Source organism: Sedimentibacter sp., assembly GCF_038562225.1.
GTDB lineage: Bacteria > Bacillota > Clostridia > Tissierellales > Sedimentibacteraceae > Sedimentibacter.
Genome location: NZ_JBCFAS010000007.1, coordinates 93,568 through 111,697, shown reverse-complemented (window position 1 = coordinate 111,697; position 18,130 = coordinate 93,568). Strand labels below are relative to the sequence as shown.

14 protein-coding genes are annotated in these 18,130 nt (G+C 44.4%); 12 read left to right on the top strand and 2 right to left on the bottom strand.

Going from position 1 to position 18,130, the window contains the following annotated elements; translation table 11 throughout:
- Positions 1-43 precede the first annotated feature (43 nt).
- From AAGU76_RS18930 to pepD, 7 genes are all read left to right on the top strand, one after another.
- Positions 44-1,642, top strand: coding sequence for a PucR family transcriptional regulator ligand-binding domain-containing protein (locus tag AAGU76_RS18930; RefSeq protein ID WP_342487086.1), 1,599 nt, complete (start codon positions 44-46; stop codon positions 1,640-1,642).
- A 158-nt stretch (positions 1,643-1,800) separates the two neighbouring features.
- Positions 1,801-2,454 (top strand): aspartate/glutamate racemase family protein, encoded by a 654-nt coding sequence (locus AAGU76_RS18925; protein ID WP_342487085.1) that lies wholly within the window; start codon positions 1,801-1,803, stop codon positions 2,452-2,454.
- Positions 2,455-2,466: 12 nt separating this feature from the next.
- A complete protein-coding gene (locus tag AAGU76_RS18920; protein ID WP_342487104.1) occupies positions 2,467-3,402 on the top strand; it encodes a DUF1177 domain-containing protein in 936 nt (311 codons plus the stop codon).
- Between the two features lie 41 nt (positions 3,403-3,443).
- On the top strand, positions 3,444-5,030 hold the full coding sequence (locus AAGU76_RS18915; RefSeq protein ID WP_342487084.1) for an OPT/YSL family transporter: 1,587 nt from the start codon (positions 3,444-3,446) through the stop codon (positions 5,028-5,030).
- An 83-nt stretch (positions 5,031-5,113) separates the two neighbouring features.
- On the top strand, positions 5,114-6,178 hold the full coding sequence (locus tag AAGU76_RS18910) for a hypothetical protein (protein WP_342487083.1): 1,065 nt from the start codon (positions 5,114-5,116) through the stop codon (positions 6,176-6,178).
- 16 nt (positions 6,179-6,194) lie between these two features.
- Positions 6,195-7,259, top strand: coding sequence for a hypothetical protein (locus tag AAGU76_RS18905; RefSeq protein WP_342487082.1), 1,065 nt, complete (start codon positions 6,195-6,197; stop codon positions 7,257-7,259).
- 72 nt (positions 7,260-7,331) lie between these two features.
- Entirely contained in the window at positions 7,332-8,777 is a 1,446-nt protein-coding gene (gene pepD, locus AAGU76_RS18900) for a beta-Ala-His dipeptidase (RefSeq protein WP_342487081.1), read from the top strand.
- A gap of 18 nt (positions 8,778-8,795) precedes the next feature.
- Here the strand turns inward: pepD and AAGU76_RS18895 are convergent, their stop codons facing one another.
- Together AAGU76_RS18895 and AAGU76_RS18890 are read right to left on the bottom strand one after the other, a co-directional pair.
- A complete protein-coding gene (locus tag AAGU76_RS18895) occupies positions 8,796-10,304 on the bottom strand; it encodes an AroM family protein (protein WP_342487080.1) in 1,509 nt (502 codons plus the stop codon).
- Between the two features lie 8 nt (positions 10,305-10,312).
- The gene (locus AAGU76_RS18890) at positions 10,313-11,383 is read right to left on the bottom strand and encodes a DUF917 family protein (RefSeq protein WP_342487079.1); all 1,071 of its coding nucleotides are present in this window, start codon (positions 11,381-11,383) and stop codon (positions 10,313-10,315) included.
- 393 nt (positions 11,384-11,776) lie between these two features.
- On the opposite strand from AAGU76_RS18890, the gene AAGU76_RS18885 reads away from it, so the two are divergent.
- From AAGU76_RS18885 to AAGU76_RS18865, 5 genes are all read left to right on the top strand, one after another.
- A complete protein-coding gene (locus AAGU76_RS18885; RefSeq protein WP_342487078.1) occupies positions 11,777-12,841 on the top strand; it encodes a hypothetical protein in 1,065 nt (354 codons plus the stop codon).
- Positions 12,842-12,859: 18 nt separating this feature from the next.
- A complete protein-coding gene (locus AAGU76_RS18880) occupies positions 12,860-14,227 on the top strand; it encodes a hypothetical protein (RefSeq protein ID WP_342487077.1) in 1,368 nt (455 codons plus the stop codon).
- Between the two features lie 255 nt (positions 14,228-14,482).
- Entirely contained in the window at positions 14,483-15,877 is a 1,395-nt protein-coding gene (locus tag AAGU76_RS18875) for a C4-dicarboxylate ABC transporter permease (protein ID WP_342487076.1), read from the top strand.
- Between the two features lie 29 nt (positions 15,878-15,906).
- Complete coding sequence (locus tag AAGU76_RS18870; RefSeq protein WP_342487075.1) at positions 15,907-16,905, top strand: ornithine cyclodeaminase family protein; 999 nt, start codon at positions 15,907-15,909, stop codon at positions 16,903-16,905.
- 3 nt (positions 16,906-16,908) lie between these two features.
- Positions 16,909-18,066 (top strand): pyridoxal phosphate-dependent aminotransferase, encoded by a 1,158-nt coding sequence (locus AAGU76_RS18865; RefSeq protein WP_342487074.1) that lies wholly within the window; start codon positions 16,909-16,911, stop codon positions 18,064-18,066.
- Positions 18,067-18,130: the final 64 nt, after the last annotated feature.

The window sequence follows — 18,130 nt, the reverse complement described above, 5'->3', positions numbered from 1 at the left end:
ATTTTCTGATAAAATGTCTTAATTATAATTTTGAGAGGCTGAAATGATTGTATCGGATATTTTTTCATTAAACAAGGATTTCAAGGACTTTAGGCTTTTAGCCGGCAAGGCCGGATTAAACAGGGAAATATTAAATGTCGACATAATGGAAGTGCCGGACGGCGTCTACTGGGTAAATAAAGGTGATTTCATCGTAACCACCGGATACTGCCTTAAAAACAATGACACCACTCTGGAAAACATAATTCAGATGCTTGCCACTAAGGAAGCTGCCGGACTGGGCATAAAAATAGGAAGGTACATCGACGAAATTCCGGAAAAAATCCTCATAATGGCTGAAGAACTGAACCTGCCCATCATAGAGGTTCCCATAGCCGCCAGCTACAACAGCATTGTCCGTCCCATACTGAACAAGATAATAGGTGATGAAAACTATGACTTCTACACTCTCAAGGAATTCAAGCAGGAGCTGAACAGGCTTACAAAGCACAACCTGAACATATCTGCTATCATCAACCTCATATCAAGGTATGTGAGAAACGACATATACCTTTTCTGGGAGAACAATCTTAACCTTGTCAGCGACGACAACAACCTCAAAACTCTGGGTGCTAAAAAAACAATAAGCCAGTACACCACAGAACTCATGTCTTCCGGCGAAAACATGACCATTGACAACAGTTCTAGAACCTATGAAATTTACAAAGTATACGGTATGAACATCGTCATAGCATTTTTGTGTGTTGACTTGAAAAAGGGAGCGTCTTTGACCAATACGGACAAGGAAATCATAAAGGAAGTAATGCCCTTCATCACTGTGTACCTGCTTTCAAACACGAAAAAGGCTGTGCTTTACCACAAGTCGCTGGAAGAATTTTTCTTCAGCATAATCGAGGGCAACTACAACGAGGATGAGCTGAAGCTGAAGGAGGAATCTTCATACAGGAACATAGACTTTTCAAAGAGCAGGTATGTATGGACCATTGAAAGCACAATCACCGATGAAAATGAGTATTTAAGGCTTGAAAAAAAGCTTGTTTCAATATTCCAGATGTACGATAACATATTCTGCCACAAACGGTACAGCAAAAACATCATGTTCATAATTGAAAACCAGAAGCTGCAAAGCAACACAAAACTTCTTGATTCGTTTTACGAGAAGCTGGTGCTGGATTTGAAGAAGAGTTTCAGGGACCAGGAATTCACCATAGGCATAAGCAAAATCTGCAACAGCCTGAAGTACCTGTACTTTGCAGGGGAAGAGGCCAACTTTGCGTTGAAAATAGGCAAAAAACTCAACAAAAATCCCGGCGGAGTGTACTTATACGATGATTACATGATTTACCACCTTCTGTATGAAATATCCGGCCATCCTACTTTGTCCAAACTTTACAAGAACACCATAAAGCGAATAAAGAAGCATGACAGCGAAAACAATTCCGAGCTTCTGAAGACGCTGGAGACCCTTATTGACTGTGACTTTTCAGTAAGCCACACGTCAGACAGGCTCTTTATTCACAGAAACACCCTCTACAAGAGAATCAACAAGATAAACGACATACTTGACAGCGACATAGATAAATCCGAAAACAGGCTCATACTTCAGATAGCTATGAAGCTCAATGAAATAATATCCGAATGACATACCGGCAGGGTCAGGCTTACAGCCAGACTCTGCCGGTGTTTTTTTCAGATATACAAAGTGCACACTTCAAAGACGTCATTTGTGGAATAAGATATACCCATATTAAATTTTTGCTGTGATATATTATATAAAACAAAGAAATAGGAGGTGAACAAATGAACAGATACAAAGTCGGCATTATAAGAGTATTGACCACAGCAGACGAAAATGTGCTTCTTGCACACCAGGAAAAATTAGGCGCAATGTTTCCTCAGTTTGAACTAGAAACCAGATGCATCCATGACCAGTATGAAGGCATTCATGATGATGAAACACATAATATTGCGGTTCCCAAAATAGTGAAGCTTGCACAGGAATGGGAAAAAGACCTTGACGGAATCATAATTAGCTGCGCAGGAGACCCTGCAGTGGACGTTTTATCCCGCCAACTGCACATACCCGTGGTGGGCGGAGGAAAATCAACGGCTGTCTTGAGCCTTGCCGGTTCAAATAAGGTTGGAATCATAGGAATAGAAGACGTTCCACCAAAAAAATATACCGAAATACTGAAGGATAAAATCATATCTTACGAAAAGCCCAGAGGAATAGTTTCCACGAACGATCTGCAGACAGAAGAAGGAAAGCAGGAAATAATCAATTCAGCCCTTCGACTTATTGAACTGGGTGCAGACACAATAGCTTTTGCATGCACAGGGCTCACCACAGCCAATGCTAAAAGCTTTCTTAAGCATCTTAACGTACGAATTCTGGATGCTGTGGAATCCGAAGGTATCATGATGCTGGCAGAATGTATAATCAGGTATCAGTAAATTAATGGAGGAATTATGTTAAAGCAGGTTATTGATTTATTTGAATTGTTGGACAAACCCAGCGCTAACGGCGAAGAGATCGCTGAAATATTCAGGCTGACTGGAATCAAGGATGTTTCCGTAAAAAAATACACGGGCAGCAAAGGGTCCACGGACTTCATAAGCATCAGGATACCGGGTAAAAACGGAAAATGTTCCGGCGGCAGCAGCCCCACGCTGGGGATAATAGGAAGACTCGGAGGTCTCGGAGCAAGACCGGAGCTCATCGGCTTTGTTTCCGACGGAGACGGTGCTCTGGCTGCGTTGTCGACAGGGCTGAAGCTTGCCGTAATGCACAAAAACGGCGATGTTCTTGACGGCGACGTCATAGTGGCAACCCACATCTGTCCAGATGCACCTACAAGGGAGCATTTTCCGGTTCCTTTCATGGACTCCCCTGTGGAGATTTCAGATATGAACGACTCGGAAGTAAGCGAGGAAATGGATGCCATACTGTCCATAGACACCACGAAGGGCAACAGCATAATCACAAACAGAGGATTTGCCATATCACCAACAGTCAAGGAAGGCTGCATACTCAAGGTAAGCGACGACATAGTGCAGATTATGATGAGGGTCACAGGACAGCTGGCAAAGGTGTTTCCGTTGTCTCAGCAGGACATAACCCCCTACGGCAACGGACTGTTCCATCTGAACAGCATTCTTCAGCCGTCAACTGCCACATCAAGTCCGGTAATAGGTGTTGCCATAACCACTGAGGTTCCGGTTGCAGGCTGCGCAACAGGAGCTACCCATCTCATCGATGTGGAATCTGCAGCGCGCTTTGCGGTGGAAGTTGCCAAAGACTTCGGAAGCAGCAAGTGCAAATTCTACGATGAGGATGAATTCAACCTTATGGCGAGACTTTACGGCAGCATGACAAAGTATCAAAAAGGCGGACAGCAATAAAAAAATCATAAAATTGAAATAACTAAATGAGGAGGTATTATATGAACAAAGAAAACAGACGACATCCGTCGGCTTTTGAACCCGGCATACTGCTGGTGAACATTTTGACATCAATCGTCGGCGTCATCATCGGTCTGGAACTAATTGTAAGAATAGGCATCAGCACCAATACATCAATCATCGGTGCTCTTCTGGCAATCATAGTATCCAAAATTCCGGTTAAATTTTTCAGAACTTTTAAGGATGTAAACAGCCAAAACCTTATCCAGACATCCATTTCAGGTGCGACTTTCTCAGCAGCAAACAGCTTGCTGCTTCCCATAGGAATTCCTTTCGTAATGGGAAGACCGGACCTGGTAATGCCTTTGTTTGTAGGTGTTTTTTTTGCAACAGTAATAGACGTAACCATAATGTACAAGTCATTTGACAGTCAGATGTTCCCTGCTGAAGAACCATGGCCGCCGGGAATTGCCACAGCTGAAACAATCCTTGCCGTTGCAAACAAGGGCAAGAAAGCAGTGCTTCTCATCGTAGGAGCAGTTGGCGGTATCGCAGGCAAGATGATGGGCATACCAACAGACCTGTTCGGAGTTGCCTGGATCGGAGACTTCTGGGCCCTTACGGCATTCGGCGCCGGCGCCCTTTTCATAGGCTATGCTCCTGGAGCCCTGGGAATTGATTTCAAATCCATGTACCTGCCTCACGGCATCATGATAGGTGCAGGAATGGTTGCTCTCATTCAGGCCGCAATCATCCTTTTCGTTAAGAAGGACGGTCAGGCCAGTGCCGCAGGCAAGTTCGGAAACAGCATGTCTTCGATGAAATCAGCCCTTTCCAAAGGTTTTGTTGCATACATCATCGTAGCCATGGTTCTGGCTGTAATCTCCGGACTCATGGATGATATGTCAGTGCCTATGCTCATATTCTGGGTTGTATTTGCAGCCTTTGCAGCCATAGCTTCCGAATTGATCGTTGGTCTTTCTGCAATGCATTCAGGCTGGTTCCCGGGCTTTGCAACAGCATTGATCTTCCTTTTGGTGGGCATGCTTTTAGGCTTCCCTCCAATGTCGCTGGCAATTCTCGTCGGCTACACAGCGGCTACAGGTCCTGCTTTCTCAGACGTGGGATACGACATGAAGGCCGGCTGGATTCTGAGAGGCCGCGGACAGGATATTGATTTCGAACTGGACGGAAGAAAACAGCAATTCTACTCCGAGCTTATCGGTATCTGCGTTGCAGGCGTAATGGTGTTTCTATTTGCCAACAAATACTTTGAGCAGGGTCTGTTCGCTCCCGTTGCCAAGACTTACAAGACAACAATCGAAGCAGGCGCAAGTCCGCAGATTGCCAAGTACCTGCTCATGTGGGCAGTTCCCGGAGCCATTATCCAGTTTATAGGTGGACCGTCCAAACAGCTTGGCGTTTTGTTTGCAACAGGTTTGCTGGTTGGAAACACCATGACTGGTCTCACAGTTCTCGGAGCTCTCGCTTTCAGGGCAATAATACTGAAAATAAAGGGCAAGGATGCTCAGGATACTTTGTACATCCTTGGTGCAGGCTTCCTCACAGGAGCTGCGCTTTACAGCTTCTTCACTTCAACATTCAAGCTGATAATGCCTAAAAAATAAATATTGATGCATGGATAGTCCTTGGTCATTGCCGAAATGCGTGATGACAAGGACTTATTCATGGCTGACAACAGGAGGTAACGATGGAATATCCCATAGGAATTGAAATGTCCAAGGACTATCTTTCATTTGAGACAGCAAAGGCTGCCATGAAGCTGGTCCGCGATGTAATGCTCGTGAAGGAAGGTGAGAATGTGGTTTTAACTGCAGACACTTCCTCAGACAGAAGAGTGGTTGAAGCCGTAGCCCAGGCGGTATATACCGTGGGGGCAAACCCGGTGATTCTCTATTACCCCACATCGGGCAAGGCATTTGAAGAGCCCATTAAGCCGGTTGCTGAGGCTGTTTCGGAAACTGATGTATGGATTGAGCTTGCATACTACTGCACCATGCATACGCCCTGTTTCAGAAAGTCCATTGAAAACGGCGCCAGATACACATGCCTTAACGGAATGGATGTCACAATGCTCACAAACACCGTGGGAAAGGTAAACTACGATGCCATGGTTGAATTCGGGGAGTATCTCACTCAGATGGTTCAGGATTCAGATGAGGTTATCATTAAGGACCAAAACGGAACATATCTCACAGCATACAACAGAGGAAGAAGAGTCAAACATTCCGGTCAGAGGGCAACGAAGAAGGGTTTCCCGGTTATGCTGGGCGGTCAGGTAAGCTGGTGCCCCATAGAAGAAACAATTAACGGAACTCTGGTGTTTGATGCTGCTTTGTTCCCACCGGCCGAAATAGGCATACTTCATGAAAACATCAAGCTCACCATAAAAGACGGTTCCATTGTAAACATCGAAGGAGGAAAGCAGGCGGAAACATTCAGAAACTGGCTGGACGGATTCAACGACCCAAACATGTACAGGCTGGCTCACTACTCCATCGGCTTCAATCCTGGCGTAACAAAGGCAACCGGCAGAATAGTGGAAGATGAAAGAATTTTCGGATGCATAGAATTCGGTTTCGGAAGCCAGGGAGCGAGCCTGATGGGAGCATTCTGGAACGCCGCATCCCACACCGATGGTGTTGTTTCAAAACCCACCATCATTCTTGACAGAAGAATCATCGAGGAAGACGGAATATATTTAGACGAAAAATCAAGAGAATATTGCAGAGCCTTAGGGGTAGCGGGCTATTAAAATCAGGAGGAATCAAATGGAATATCCAATAGGAATTGAAATGTCTCAGGACTATTTAAGTTTTGAACTGAGCAAATCAGCTTACACGCTGGTAAAGGACGTAATGCTTGTTAAGGAAGGAGAAAATGTAGTAATAACGGGAGATTCTTCTTCGGACAGAAGGGTTGTGGAGGCCACGGCCAATGCAGTATACACGGTGGGAGGAAATCCTGTCATCATATACTACCCCACATCAACCAAGCTTTATGCCGAACCGGTTAAACCCATAGGCAACGCCGTGGCCTGCTCGGATGTGTGGATTGAATTTGCCTATTCATCCATCATGCTTTGCGAGTCATTTCAAAAAGCCATGCAAAACGGCTGCAGGTACATAAACCTCACAGGCATGGACGTTACCATGATGACAAACACCATAGGCAAGGTTGATTACATGACCATGGTGGAGCTTGGGGAAACCATAAAAAGAATACTCTATGAGGCTGATGAAGTCATCATTCAGGATAAGAACGGAACAAACCTAAAGGCTTACAACAAGGGCAGAAAAATAAGGCACTCGGGACAGCTGGCCACTCAGAAGGGCTATCCGATCATGCTTGGCGGTCAGATAAGCTGGTGTCCCATAGAAGAAACAATAAACGGAACTCTTGTTTTCGACGCTGCATTGTTCCCGCCTACACAGCTGGGAATCCTGTCAGGCAACGTAGTCATAACCTTCGAGGAAGGCGTCGTAACCAAAATTGAAGGCGGCAAGGACGCAGAAGTCTTCAAAAACTGGCTTGACAGCTTCAACGACCCAAACATGTACAGACTGGCTCACTACTCTCTGGGATTCAATCCTGGCGTAACAAAGGCAACCGGCAGAATTGTGGAGGATGAGAGAATATTCGGATGCATGGAATTCGGCATAGGAAGTCAGGGAAGGGCCATAATGGGCAAGTTCTGGACTGCCGCATCACACACAGACGGAGTGGTTTCCAAGCCTTCCATCATTCTGGACGGAAACCCTCTGGAAATCGACGGCAAGTACGTTCATCCTGAAGTTGCTGCCTTATGCAAAAAACTTGGCGTTGCCGGATATTAAATTTGATATAGAATAAAATAGCAAAGGTGATCAGAAAAGATCCTTTGCTATTTTACCGAAAGGGTGTGAATTATGAACAGTATAGACAACGTTTTTATATATTTCAGAGAAATATCAAAAATTCCACGGGAGACGACAAAGGAAAAGCAAATCAGCGATTATCTGGTTGACTTCGCCCAAAAAAGAAATCTTGAGGTTCACCGGGACCAGCTGCTGAACGTGATAATCAAAAAGAAATCAAACATTGAAAATTATTCTGGACCCACAGTAATTCTTCAGGGACACATGGACATGGTTTATGAAAAATCTCCCGACAGCAGTCATGTTTATGAAAACGGAATAGAAATCGTTGAAAGGGATGGGTATGTGTATGCATCAGACAAAACAACCCTCGGAGGAGACAACGGAATAGCTCTGGCTTACTGCCTGGCCATACTGGATTCAGATGAAATAAAGCATCCCCATCTGGAAGTGATAATCACCACGCAGGAAGAAGGCGGTCTGGCAGGCGCCAACGCCCTAAACACTGACAGCTTAAAGGGAAAATATCTCATAAATCTTGATTCGGAAGAGGAAGGGGTCTTTTTCACAAGCTGTGCCGGAGGTGTCAGGAATAATGTTCTCATTCCAGTGGAAAAGGAAGAGATTGAGTGCAGGACGCTTCTTTCAGTCAATATATCCGGTCTTAAGGGCGGTCACTCGGGAATTGAAATAGACAGGGAAAGAGGAAACGCCATTAAACTTATGGGAAGGCTCCTATACAGCATTGACAGCCCTGAAATAAGCATGGTTTCCCTGCAGTGCCCGGGAAAGGCCAATGCAATTTCCAGCAGCGCATCTGTTCTTCTGGCAGTTCCTGACGAAATGACCGGGACAGTAACAAATAAAATAAAGGAAGTAGAAGCATCCTTCAAAAAGGAACTGCAGTTCACAGATACCATAAAAATCGAATGCTTTTCAGCAGCTCCCGTAAGCAGCGGAACTATAAATGCATACACCGGTGATGTGAAAAAAAAGATTATCAACACACTTATGCTTATTCCATATGGAGTTATGAACAAGAGCTATGCAATTCCCGGACTGGTGCAGACATCGGTAAACGTGGGTTCTCTTGAAGAAAGCGAACATTACATTTCAATACTGAGCTCAATTAGAAGCTCCGTCGAAAGCCAGAAGTACAATGTAGCCGACACTATCAGGGTGGTAGCAGAACTTTACGGAGCAAAGTGTGAGTTTTTCAATGACTATCCCCAATGGGAATACAAACAGGATTCGCATCTCAGAGACCTTGCCGTCAGAATGTACGAAGAGATCTTCGAAAAAAAAGCAAGACTGACTGCAATTCATGCGGGCCTGGAGTGCGGCTACTTCGACAGCAAGCTCAAAAATGCTGACATAATCTCCATGGGGCCTGATCTGTTTGAAGTTCACACACCAAATGAACATGCTTCAGTTCAGTCAATAAAAAACGTGTGGGTACTGCTTCTTAAAATATTGGAAAAGCTGGCCGAAGAATAATCTTCGCCAGCTTCTTTTTTATTCCAGTTCGTTGAGCACCCTTGCAACCAATGTCCTGGGGAGGAACACTTTCTTGCCGGTTATTCTTTTTACGGTGTCTTTCATGGCTGCCGTATATCCCATGCAGTCCATGAAAACCACATCCACATTCATGGATTTCAGGTGCTCAGCGGCATAATTGATGTTTTCGAAATCCCTGTAGGGTGAAGCAGCAACTATTTCCAGATCAACGTCTCCCCACCAATGCCTGATTTGCGGTTTCTGGCTCTCATCAGGTATGATGAGCCCGATCTTCTTGCCCTTGGCAAAGCTCTTTGCTATGTCCTGAAGCATCTTCTGCGGTGTAAGCAGTATGTTTTTATGTTCAAACTCAGGAAACTTTCCTGTACAAAGCATTACTATTATATCGTTTTTTTCATTTTCCAGATTGGTTATTGCATTCTGAAGAAGTCCGAGAATGTACTTTTCGGCAATCACCACCTGGGAACCGTCCCTCATTTTGGTCACAAGCACATCATCGTCTTCCTTCGGTGCGAAGTCCCTGCATATCTCCTCATAGGTGAAAGCATCCAGGGCTCCTGCTTCTGTTATCTCAAAATTCTTAGACAGAAGAGGGAATATATCCCTGGTCACGTCCGTCCGGGGAGATTGTCCTATTGTAACGAACCCAATTTTTGTTTTTTTGTTATCACTCATGTCCCTGGATTTGTAGCAGCAGCCAATATGGCTTGCGCACCTTTCGGATGGAAACGAGCATTCCCTCAGCGAATCAGGAAATCCAGAAACATTAATGGCTGTTGACTTTATCTGTTTGAATATTTTTACGGCTTCATCAAGACTTTCCCTGCTTCCCTGGATTTCAAGAGTAACAGCTCCGTTAGCTCCCTTGAGTCCTCCTGAACCCATGGCATATACTTCCACTCCGCTGCAGAGAATTTTAAGTGCCTCGATTTCAGTTATCACTTCACCTGCTATGGGAAACAAGCCTACGGACATGCCATATGAAAAACTCTTGTTCTTCCTTCCCGTCTCCTTTATGGTCTCTGTGAGATTTCCCGGAACCATCTTCTCAATGCCTGCAGGAATGATCACCTTGGCACCTTCGGAATAGAATCCTCCCAGCGCATTTCCTATGTCTCCGCCTCCCGGGCTTCCTGCCATTACTGCCGCATTGCCGAAGGCATCTATGGCATTGGCAGAAATCACTATTACATCTCCCCCGCCCATGGAGCATATGTTTTCTCTGAACCTGCTGTCTACATTTTCAAAGTTTTTGTTCTCAATCATTATGGAATGAGGATGTTTTGCATCTTTCATTGCTGCCACTGTTCCTCTTTCGGTCACTCTTCCGGAAATCCTCAGAGGGATTCCTGTTATCTTTTCACTTATTCTTGATACCGTGGTTCCTCCCTTGAGCAAGACTTTGCCGCAGTCCAGCGCCTGCTTTAAATCCCTGTGCTCAACCACTGCCAATGCTATCAGTTCCTTTGATTCTTCCACAGTTAATGTAATCTGTATTTTTTCCATCTATCCTCCTAAAAACTATACTTTATAAGTTCCTTTCCCGTCACTTTCTCTGCTTCCTCAAACAAGGATTTCTGGAACATTCCTCCTCCGAGCTTTATGTTGCTCCTGGGCACTTTCACAAGGACAACGTCCATATCTTCGCCTATCTCTGCGCTTGTAACAGGAACACCTGTTTTGGCGTCAAGGGTCGCTATGAGGTCCGGGAAAGTTGCCAGCCTTACGCCCCCGGCATCAACGGTCATGTATTCGTTCCAGAATGTTGTTTCATAAGTTGTACCGCCCTCTTCAATAAGAAGACTTCCCACGTCAAATCCTCCTGTTGAGGTTAGAGTGCACCTGATTACGGTACCCCTGCAGAGCACTTCAGCATTAACAAGATTTGAAAGCTTGTTCAGAATAACTTCCACATCTCCCTTGTTTTCAACAATTATTTCTCCTATTTCCACTGCCTGCCCTATGGCTCCCACTGCTCCATGCTGCTGTACATATGATTTCTGTACAGGGTTTCTCAGAACACATGCCAATCCTCCTGCTTCAACAGCAGCCTGTCTCACCAGCCTGGAGGTTGAAGAGATGCTTCCTTCAGCTATTAGTTCAATGTTTCTGCTGCCTCTGCCCCCTGCAGCAGCCTGGACTGTGACGAACCCTTCGATTTCAGTGAGCCCCATGCTTCCCATGGTTCCCGTAGGATGTGCCCTTCCGTTGCATGGAGCGTCTATCATGGGTATATTAGTAAGGGATGACAAAATCCAGCCGTTGGTAGTGGATGTGCCTCCGTTTTCATTTGTGATTATTCCCTTGATTTTCTTATCAGATTTGGCTTCAAACAGCTTTAAAGCTTTCTTCCAGTGCTCTGCAACCACATGCTTCTCCCTGGATGAAGGAGCTCCCACCATGGATGCGGTTATGACAGCATCATCATCCTCAAACTGGGACAAAGGGGCAAAGCAAATAGATTCACTATGCTTTAAGGCTTCCTCCAAAGCATCAATTCCTTCCTGCAAAGAGCCACCTCCGCCTCCGCCCAGGAAAAGCCCTCCGTACACAGCGTAAATTCCGTTATCTCTTGAAATTTTCATCTTCAAATCCTTCTTTATATTTTTTAATTATTATATATTAAATAAGCGTGTCCATGAGTATGCATTTATCCAATAAATTGCTCCAATAATTATGATATTTGCCATTATGTCCGATAGCATCCCGTACGATTATATATGCAACTGCACATACAACGTCTATTAATTATGTTAATCTACATATTGGCTTTTGTGCTATATTACTGAAAAATTAGTTTGTCAATCGAAACAATTTCTACAGACGGAATTATATAATTGCCTTATCCCCTCCATTAAAATTAAGGCAATGGAAACCAGGAATCCTGGTTTCTTTTTTGTTTCCGACCCTATTTTGCTTTAACATAATTATATATCATTCATATAATACACCATTAGTCTATGCAAGGGGGTTTTAATTTGAAAGAAAAGCACTTTTTTGCCGGCAGCAACACCGCCCACGGCTTTTTCAGCTACTTTGACAACATCATAAAAACTGACGAGGCAAAGCGAATCTACATCTTAAAAGGCGGCCCGGGTGTAGGAAAAAGCACATTCATGAAAAAATTTGCTGCCGGAATGCTTGAGAAGGGCCACTCGGCAGAATACATCCACTGCTCCAGCGACAACGAAAGCCTTGACGCGGTTGTCATACCCGAGATAAAAATTGCTCTCATGGACGGCACAGCACCGCACACCGTCGATCCTGTCCTTCCCGGCGCTGTTGACGAGATTTTGAATCTGGGTATTTTCCTGGACAGCACAAGGCTTGAAAAGCACAGGATGCAGATAACACAGCTCAAACAAAACATATCAGCCTTTTACAAAAGCGCCTACAGATTTCTTGAAGCAGCAGGCATTATTTCCGAGGAAATCAATTCCATCTACGACCAGCACATCGATCAGAATCATTTCACAGATTTAAAGAATCTTTCCACAAATCAGCTCTTTGGCAGCGATGAACCATCAGCCAAACCCGGAAAAATGAGAAAGCTTTTTTCGGAAGCCTACACCGCAAACGGATATGTGAGCCACACGCAGTCACTTAGCTCCGGCAGAAAAATCTGGGCAGTCGTGGGAGAAAACTCAAACTGCAATTCAAAGTTTCTCTTCAACATTGCAGAAGAAGCAATAAAAAAGGGCTGCGACACCGAATGCTTCTTCAGGCCCCTTGAACCCGACAAGCTCCAGCACATCCTCATTCCCAGCAAGAACCTCATGATCATAAGCGCTGAAAACCGCATGAGCATGGGCTACGATCAGGTGTTCGACCTTCACCAGGCAATGGACACAGAAAATCTCAAGACAAGAATTTCAGAAATCGAAAACAACCTTCACCTGCAGGACCTGCTGGTTAAAAATGCCCTTGAGAAACTGTCTGCCGCCAAGAAGGCCCATGAGCTCCTTGAAGTTTTCTATGTAAACAGCATGGATTTTAACGGTGTAAACCAGTTGTTTGACAGCATGATTTCACGTCATACATAAAATTCAAGGAGGTTTATTATGGTTTTAACATCGATGCACTACTTGTACATGGCGATGGTGGTCATCATTCTGGCTATCATGCTCATGAAAAAAGACATAGTTATCCCCTGCATCATAGGTATATTTGCAATGGGATACCTGTATTCCGGCAGCGTTGTGGTTGCTGTGCAGTCAATATTCAACACCCTCATTTACGCAGGAAATGAATTTTGGAGTATTATTGTAATTATATCACTTGTAGTGGCAATGTCAAAAGCTCTGCAGGAAATAGGGGCAGACGTACTCATAATGTCCCCCATTAAAAAGGTTATGGTCAATCAGACAATGGCTTTCTGGGGAATAGGCCTTACCATGATGGTCATTTCCTGGCTTGTATGGCCCAGCCCGGCAGTTCCGCTGGTTGGTGCAGTTTTGCTTCCTGCAGCCATGAAGGTTGGCCTTCCTGCAATCTACGCAGCCGTAGCCATGAACCTGTTCGGTCACGGAATCGCCCTTTCCAGCGACTTCTTCATCCAGGGCGCCCCAACCATCACTGCAGCCGGTGCAGGAATAGACGTAACGGAAATCATATCTGCATCCATTCCCATCTGGATCACTATGTCAGTTGTCACGGTGGCAGTAGCCTTTTTCATGATGAAAAGGGATATGAAGAAAAACTCCCTTGAAAACCTTAATGTTGAAAATCTTGAACAAGCAGAGCCGAAGCCTCTTGGAAGAGCAGCAAAGGCTATTGCAATATTCACGCCTCTGGCATTCATATTCGACATTGCAGCAATGCTTAAAATGGACCTGGCAGGCGGCGACGCCACAGCCCTTGTGGGCGGCACAGCCATCATCATAATGCTTGTGACAGTGCTGACCAGCTTCAGCATCAAGGACGGATTTGAACTTACCGTTGACTTCATCAAGAAGGGCTTCGCTTTTGGAATAACAGTATTTGCTCCTGTAATTTTCATAGGAGGCTTCTTCTTCCTTGGAAATCAGGGAGGCGCTACTGCAGTGTTCGGTGAAGGCGCTCCGGGCATTCTTAACGACATAAGCATATTCCTTTCTGAAAGCGTGCAGATGACTAAATTTTCAACCATATTAACCCAGACTGCAGTTGCCATAATCACAGGTCTTGACGGATCCGGATTCTCAGGACTTCCGATTGTCGGCACGCTGGCATACACCTTCTCAAACTTCATCGACATCAACATGGCAGGACTTGCTGCGCTGGGCCAGATTGTCACCGTTTGGTTTGACGGCGGAACCGTAATACCCTGGGCAGTTATACCCGTTGCCGCCATATGCAACGTTAACCCCCAGGACCTGGCAAGAAAGAACCTTATCCCCGTATTGTGCGGCATAGCAGCAGCGATGCTGATTTCAATGATAATACTGTGACAAAGAAAAATAAATATGCTTCAGCGCATAGAGCCCCAAATCGGGGCTCTTTCATATTGTCAATTTGACAATGTTTCCTTGCCGCCTATAATCGGATTCCAGCCCCTTATATTGTCAAAATGACAATTATATTGCTTCATTATTCTCATTTTAGGAATTTTTTGTGCTGAGTGCAGCAAAAACGTTGAAAATCAGCAACCTTATCCTTGGCACATTTATTGCTAATACCAAAGAAAAAACTAAAAGGAGAAAAACATGGTGGATGAAAAAAAAGTAAAATCATTTAAGCTCCGGCTTCCGGAAACAGCAACACTGCTCGTACTGATAATATTGATCATGGCAATGCTTACTTACATTGTACCTGCCGGCCGCTTTCAAAGGGCAGTTGATGAAGCAACTGGCAGGACACTTGTAGTTCCGGGAACATTTGCTTATATGGATCAAACCCCTGTAGGCTTCATGTCATTACTGTCGTCTGTATACAGAGGAATGGTAGGCGCAACGGAAATAATGTCTTTTATATTCGTAGTTGGCGGAGTATTCGGTATACTCACAAAAACCGGAGCCATTACTGCTGCACTGGGTAGCTTGATCAAAAAGTTCCAAGGCAGGGAAAATATCTTGATTATTATTATCATGACAGCTTTCGCTGCAGGCGGCATGTCTTACGGCATGGGCGAAGAAGTCATACCCTTTGTAACCATATTGGTTCCCATTGCAATTAAGATGGGCTATGACCCGATTGTAGGTGTTTCCATGGTAGTGGTTGCACTTTACAGCGGATATTCAGCCGGTCCACTGAACCCATTTAACACCGGAGTTGCACAGGGCATATGCCAGCTCCCTCTGTTCTCAGGCATAGGCATCAGGACTGTCCTGGGTATAGGAGCACTGGCCATTGCAATTGAACACACCTTGAGGTATGGCAACAAATATAAGAAATCCAGACTTGGCGAAATAGGCTCTCACGAAATTCAGTTTGCCGAGGAAAGACCTGTCAACAGCACCGACAGATTAATACTTGTCATTCTCATTGTTACAATCATCGTGCTGGTATTCGGCGTTTTGAAATATGAGTGGTATTTCACCGACATAGCTGGGCTCTTCATGCTCATGGGCATAGTCATAGGACTGATTTATTTCAAAGGCAATCTTGAAGAATGTATAAATGAGTTTATGGTTGGAACAAAGGATATTGCTGTAGCTGCCATATTGGTTTCTCTGTCCAGGGCAATACTGGTTGTGATGGAAGAAGGCAACATAGCGGACACCATGATATACTGGATGTCCATTCCTCTGTCAAGCATGAACAACATTTTTGCCGCATGGGGCATGTACCTTTCACAAGGCTTTGTCAATTTCCTGATACCTTCCTCATCAGGGCAGGCAGTTGTTGTAATGCCTATCATGTCCTCGCTTAGCGACCTGATAGGAGTGTCAAGACAGACTGCAGTTCTTGCATTCCAATCCGGTGACGGTTTCTGGAATATGATTACCCCCACCCACCCCATCCTTATGGCATCTCTTGGATTGGCAGGAGTTTCATTCAGCAAATGGTTCAAATTTTCTTTTTGGCTTGTGGTTAAATGGTCGATATGGGTGATTATCATTCTTACATATGCAACGCTGACTAACCTGGGACCGTTCTAAAAAACAGAAATAAACTATTGGAGGATTATATGAAAAACATTAAATTGATTTCAAGAGACCATATAAAAGAAAAACTAAACATATCAGATACCATGAATATTATGGAAAAGATTTACAGAGCACATGCCGGCGACCAGGTTCTAATGCCGTCCAAAATAACCCTTGATTTGGGTGAGAGCAATGAATGGCCCCCATATGGAGGCTCATACAACGCAATGCCTGCATACCTGGGAAATGATTTCGACATGTCAGGAATCAAGTGGGTGTGGGGCTTTAATGACAATCCTAAAAAAGGACTGCCTTATATCAGCGCTGTAATCATACTGAACGATCCTAGAACCGGTGAAGTTCTTGCCATAATGGACGGCAGCTACATTACGGACGTAAGAACCGGTGCATCTGCCGGTGTTGCAGTGAAATATCTGAAATCAAAAAACGCCCGAAGTGTCGGTATAATCGGAGCAGGGGTTGTTGGCCGCATGAATCTGAGAGCAATAAGCACAGTAATGGATATTGAAGAAGTAAAAGTTTATGACCTATATTCAAGCGCTAGCGAAAAATATGCAAAAGAACTGTCAGAGGAGTTGAACCTTAATATCACTCCAGTTAACTCCTGCATGGATGCATGCATAGGATCAGACGTAATGGTTACCGCCACCATAGCAAACGAACCGCTCATAATGAAAGAATGGCTGAAAAAGGGTGCGACCGTCCTATCGCTGGGCTCTTTCCAGGAACTGGACGAGAACATTCCGCTGACTGCAGACAAACTCGTAGTAGATAACTGGAGTCAGAATTCACACAGGGGCGAGCTGCTTAAACTGGTGCAGAGAGGATTAATTTCTGAAAAGAACATCCATGCTGAGATACCTGACATAATTGTAGGAAATAAAAACGGCAGAGAGAATGACGATGAAATAATCTGTGCCTGCATAATAGGAATGGGTTCAACCGACATCGGCGTTGCATCCCATCTTTATTCAGCACACTTCAAGAACTGCAGCACCGAAACATTCAGCTTGAGGTAAGATATGAAAGACAATTATATTTCAAAACGTTATTGGAAGGACCGGTCAACGCCTATGGGAAAGGTTGATGAACTGGCAAAAGAATTTTACGATGTAATTGATTTAAGTCTCGGAGATCCAGATCTTACAACTCACAAAATCGTGATTGAAGGAGCAATGAAAGATGCAATGGCAGGTCATACGAAGTATACCGACTTCAGGGGAGACCCGGAACTTCGCAGTGAAATATGCAAATTCTACCTTGATGAATACCATGTTGAAGTTTCAGACAGTGAAGTCTTTGTGGCTGCAAGCGGATGCCTTGCCATGTACCTGGTGCTGGAAGCCATACTGGACGACGGTGACGAAGTAATAATACAAGCCCCCTATTTCACTCCATACCCCCAGCAAGTAGAGCTTGCAAGAGGAATACCTGTTCCACTTGACACATTTGAAGAAGAAGACTTCAGAATCAATGAATCAAGATTGAAGAACCTTATTACGGAAAGGACAAAGGCAATAATAATAAACACTCCGAGCAATCCCACCGGTATGTGCCTATCCGAAGAAAACCTGCTTCAGATTGGTAAAATTGCAGCTGAACACGATCTTCTTATTATAGCTGATGACATTTACGGAGCTTTCAGCTTCGAAAGCCCGTTTGTTCCCATGATAAGTCTGAAGAAATTCAATGAGAGGCTAATTACCATCAACAGTTTCTCAAAAAATTTCACAATGACCGGCTGGCGCATAGGAAACATAATAGCACCCGAGAAAATAATCAAGACAATTCAGCTTATAAATGAAAACGTATTGTTTACTGCTCCTTCCATATCTCAAAGAGGTGCCATATATGCCCTTAAAAACAGGGAAGTCATTCAGCCTCCCATGATTGAGGAATATAAAAATAGGGTGATGTATTCCGAAAAGAGGATTAACACAATAGGCTGGATGTCGGTTCTTCCACCCAAGGGTACATTCTACCTGTTCATCAACATAAAGAAGACAGGTCTCAGCTCCGAGGAAGTAAGCGACATAATACTTAGAAAGGCCCATGTACTGACCATACCGGGAATATCATTCGGAAATTGCGGAGAAGGTTATATACGTATTGCATGCACCACAGGAATACCAAGACTGAAGGAAGCATTTGACAGAATAGAAAGCATTACTTTTGACTAGAGCTAAAAATAAGGCTGAACTGGTAAAACAGTTTGGCTTTATTTCTATATTGTGTTAAAATTGA

What these genes read in the sequence shown, in the direction of transcription:
- AAGU76_RS18930 (WP_342487086.1), top strand. Translation starts at nt 44, where the DNA reads ATGATTGTATCGGATATTTTTTCATTAAACAAGGATTTCAAGGACTTT.
- AAGU76_RS18880 (WP_342487077.1), top strand. Translation starts at nt 12,860, where the DNA reads ATGGTTTTAACATCGATGCACTACTTGTACATGGCGATGGTGGTCATC.
- AAGU76_RS18905 (WP_342487082.1), top strand. Translation starts at nt 6,195, where the DNA reads ATGGAATATCCAATAGGAATTGAAATGTCTCAGGACTATTTAAGTTTT.
- AAGU76_RS18875 (WP_342487076.1), top strand. Translation starts at nt 14,483, where the DNA reads ATGGTGGATGAAAAAAAAGTAAAATCATTTAAGCTCCGGCTTCCGGAA.
- AAGU76_RS18925 (WP_342487085.1), top strand. Translation starts at nt 1,801, where the DNA reads ATGAACAGATACAAAGTCGGCATTATAAGAGTATTGACCACAGCAGAC.
- pepD (WP_342487081.1), top strand. Translation starts at nt 7,332, where the DNA reads ATGAACAGTATAGACAACGTTTTTATATATTTCAGAGAAATATCAAAA.
- AAGU76_RS18915 (WP_342487084.1), top strand. Translation starts at nt 3,444, where the DNA reads ATGAACAAAGAAAACAGACGACATCCGTCGGCTTTTGAACCCGGCATA.
- AAGU76_RS18910 (WP_342487083.1), top strand. Translation starts at nt 5,114, where the DNA reads ATGGAATATCCCATAGGAATTGAAATGTCCAAGGACTATCTTTCATTT.
- AAGU76_RS18890 (WP_342487079.1), bottom strand. Translation starts at nt 11,383, where the DNA reads ATGAAAATTTCAAGAGATAACGGAATTTACGCTGTGTACGGAGGGCTT.
- AAGU76_RS18865 (WP_342487074.1), top strand. Translation starts at nt 16,909, where the DNA reads ATGAAAGACAATTATATTTCAAAACGTTATTGGAAGGACCGGTCAACG.
- AAGU76_RS18895 (WP_342487080.1), bottom strand. Translation starts at nt 10,304, where the DNA reads ATGGAAAAAATACAGATTACATTAACTGTGGAAGAATCAAAGGAACTG.
- AAGU76_RS18870 (WP_342487075.1), top strand. Translation starts at nt 15,907, where the DNA reads ATGAAAAACATTAAATTGATTTCAAGAGACCATATAAAAGAAAAACTA.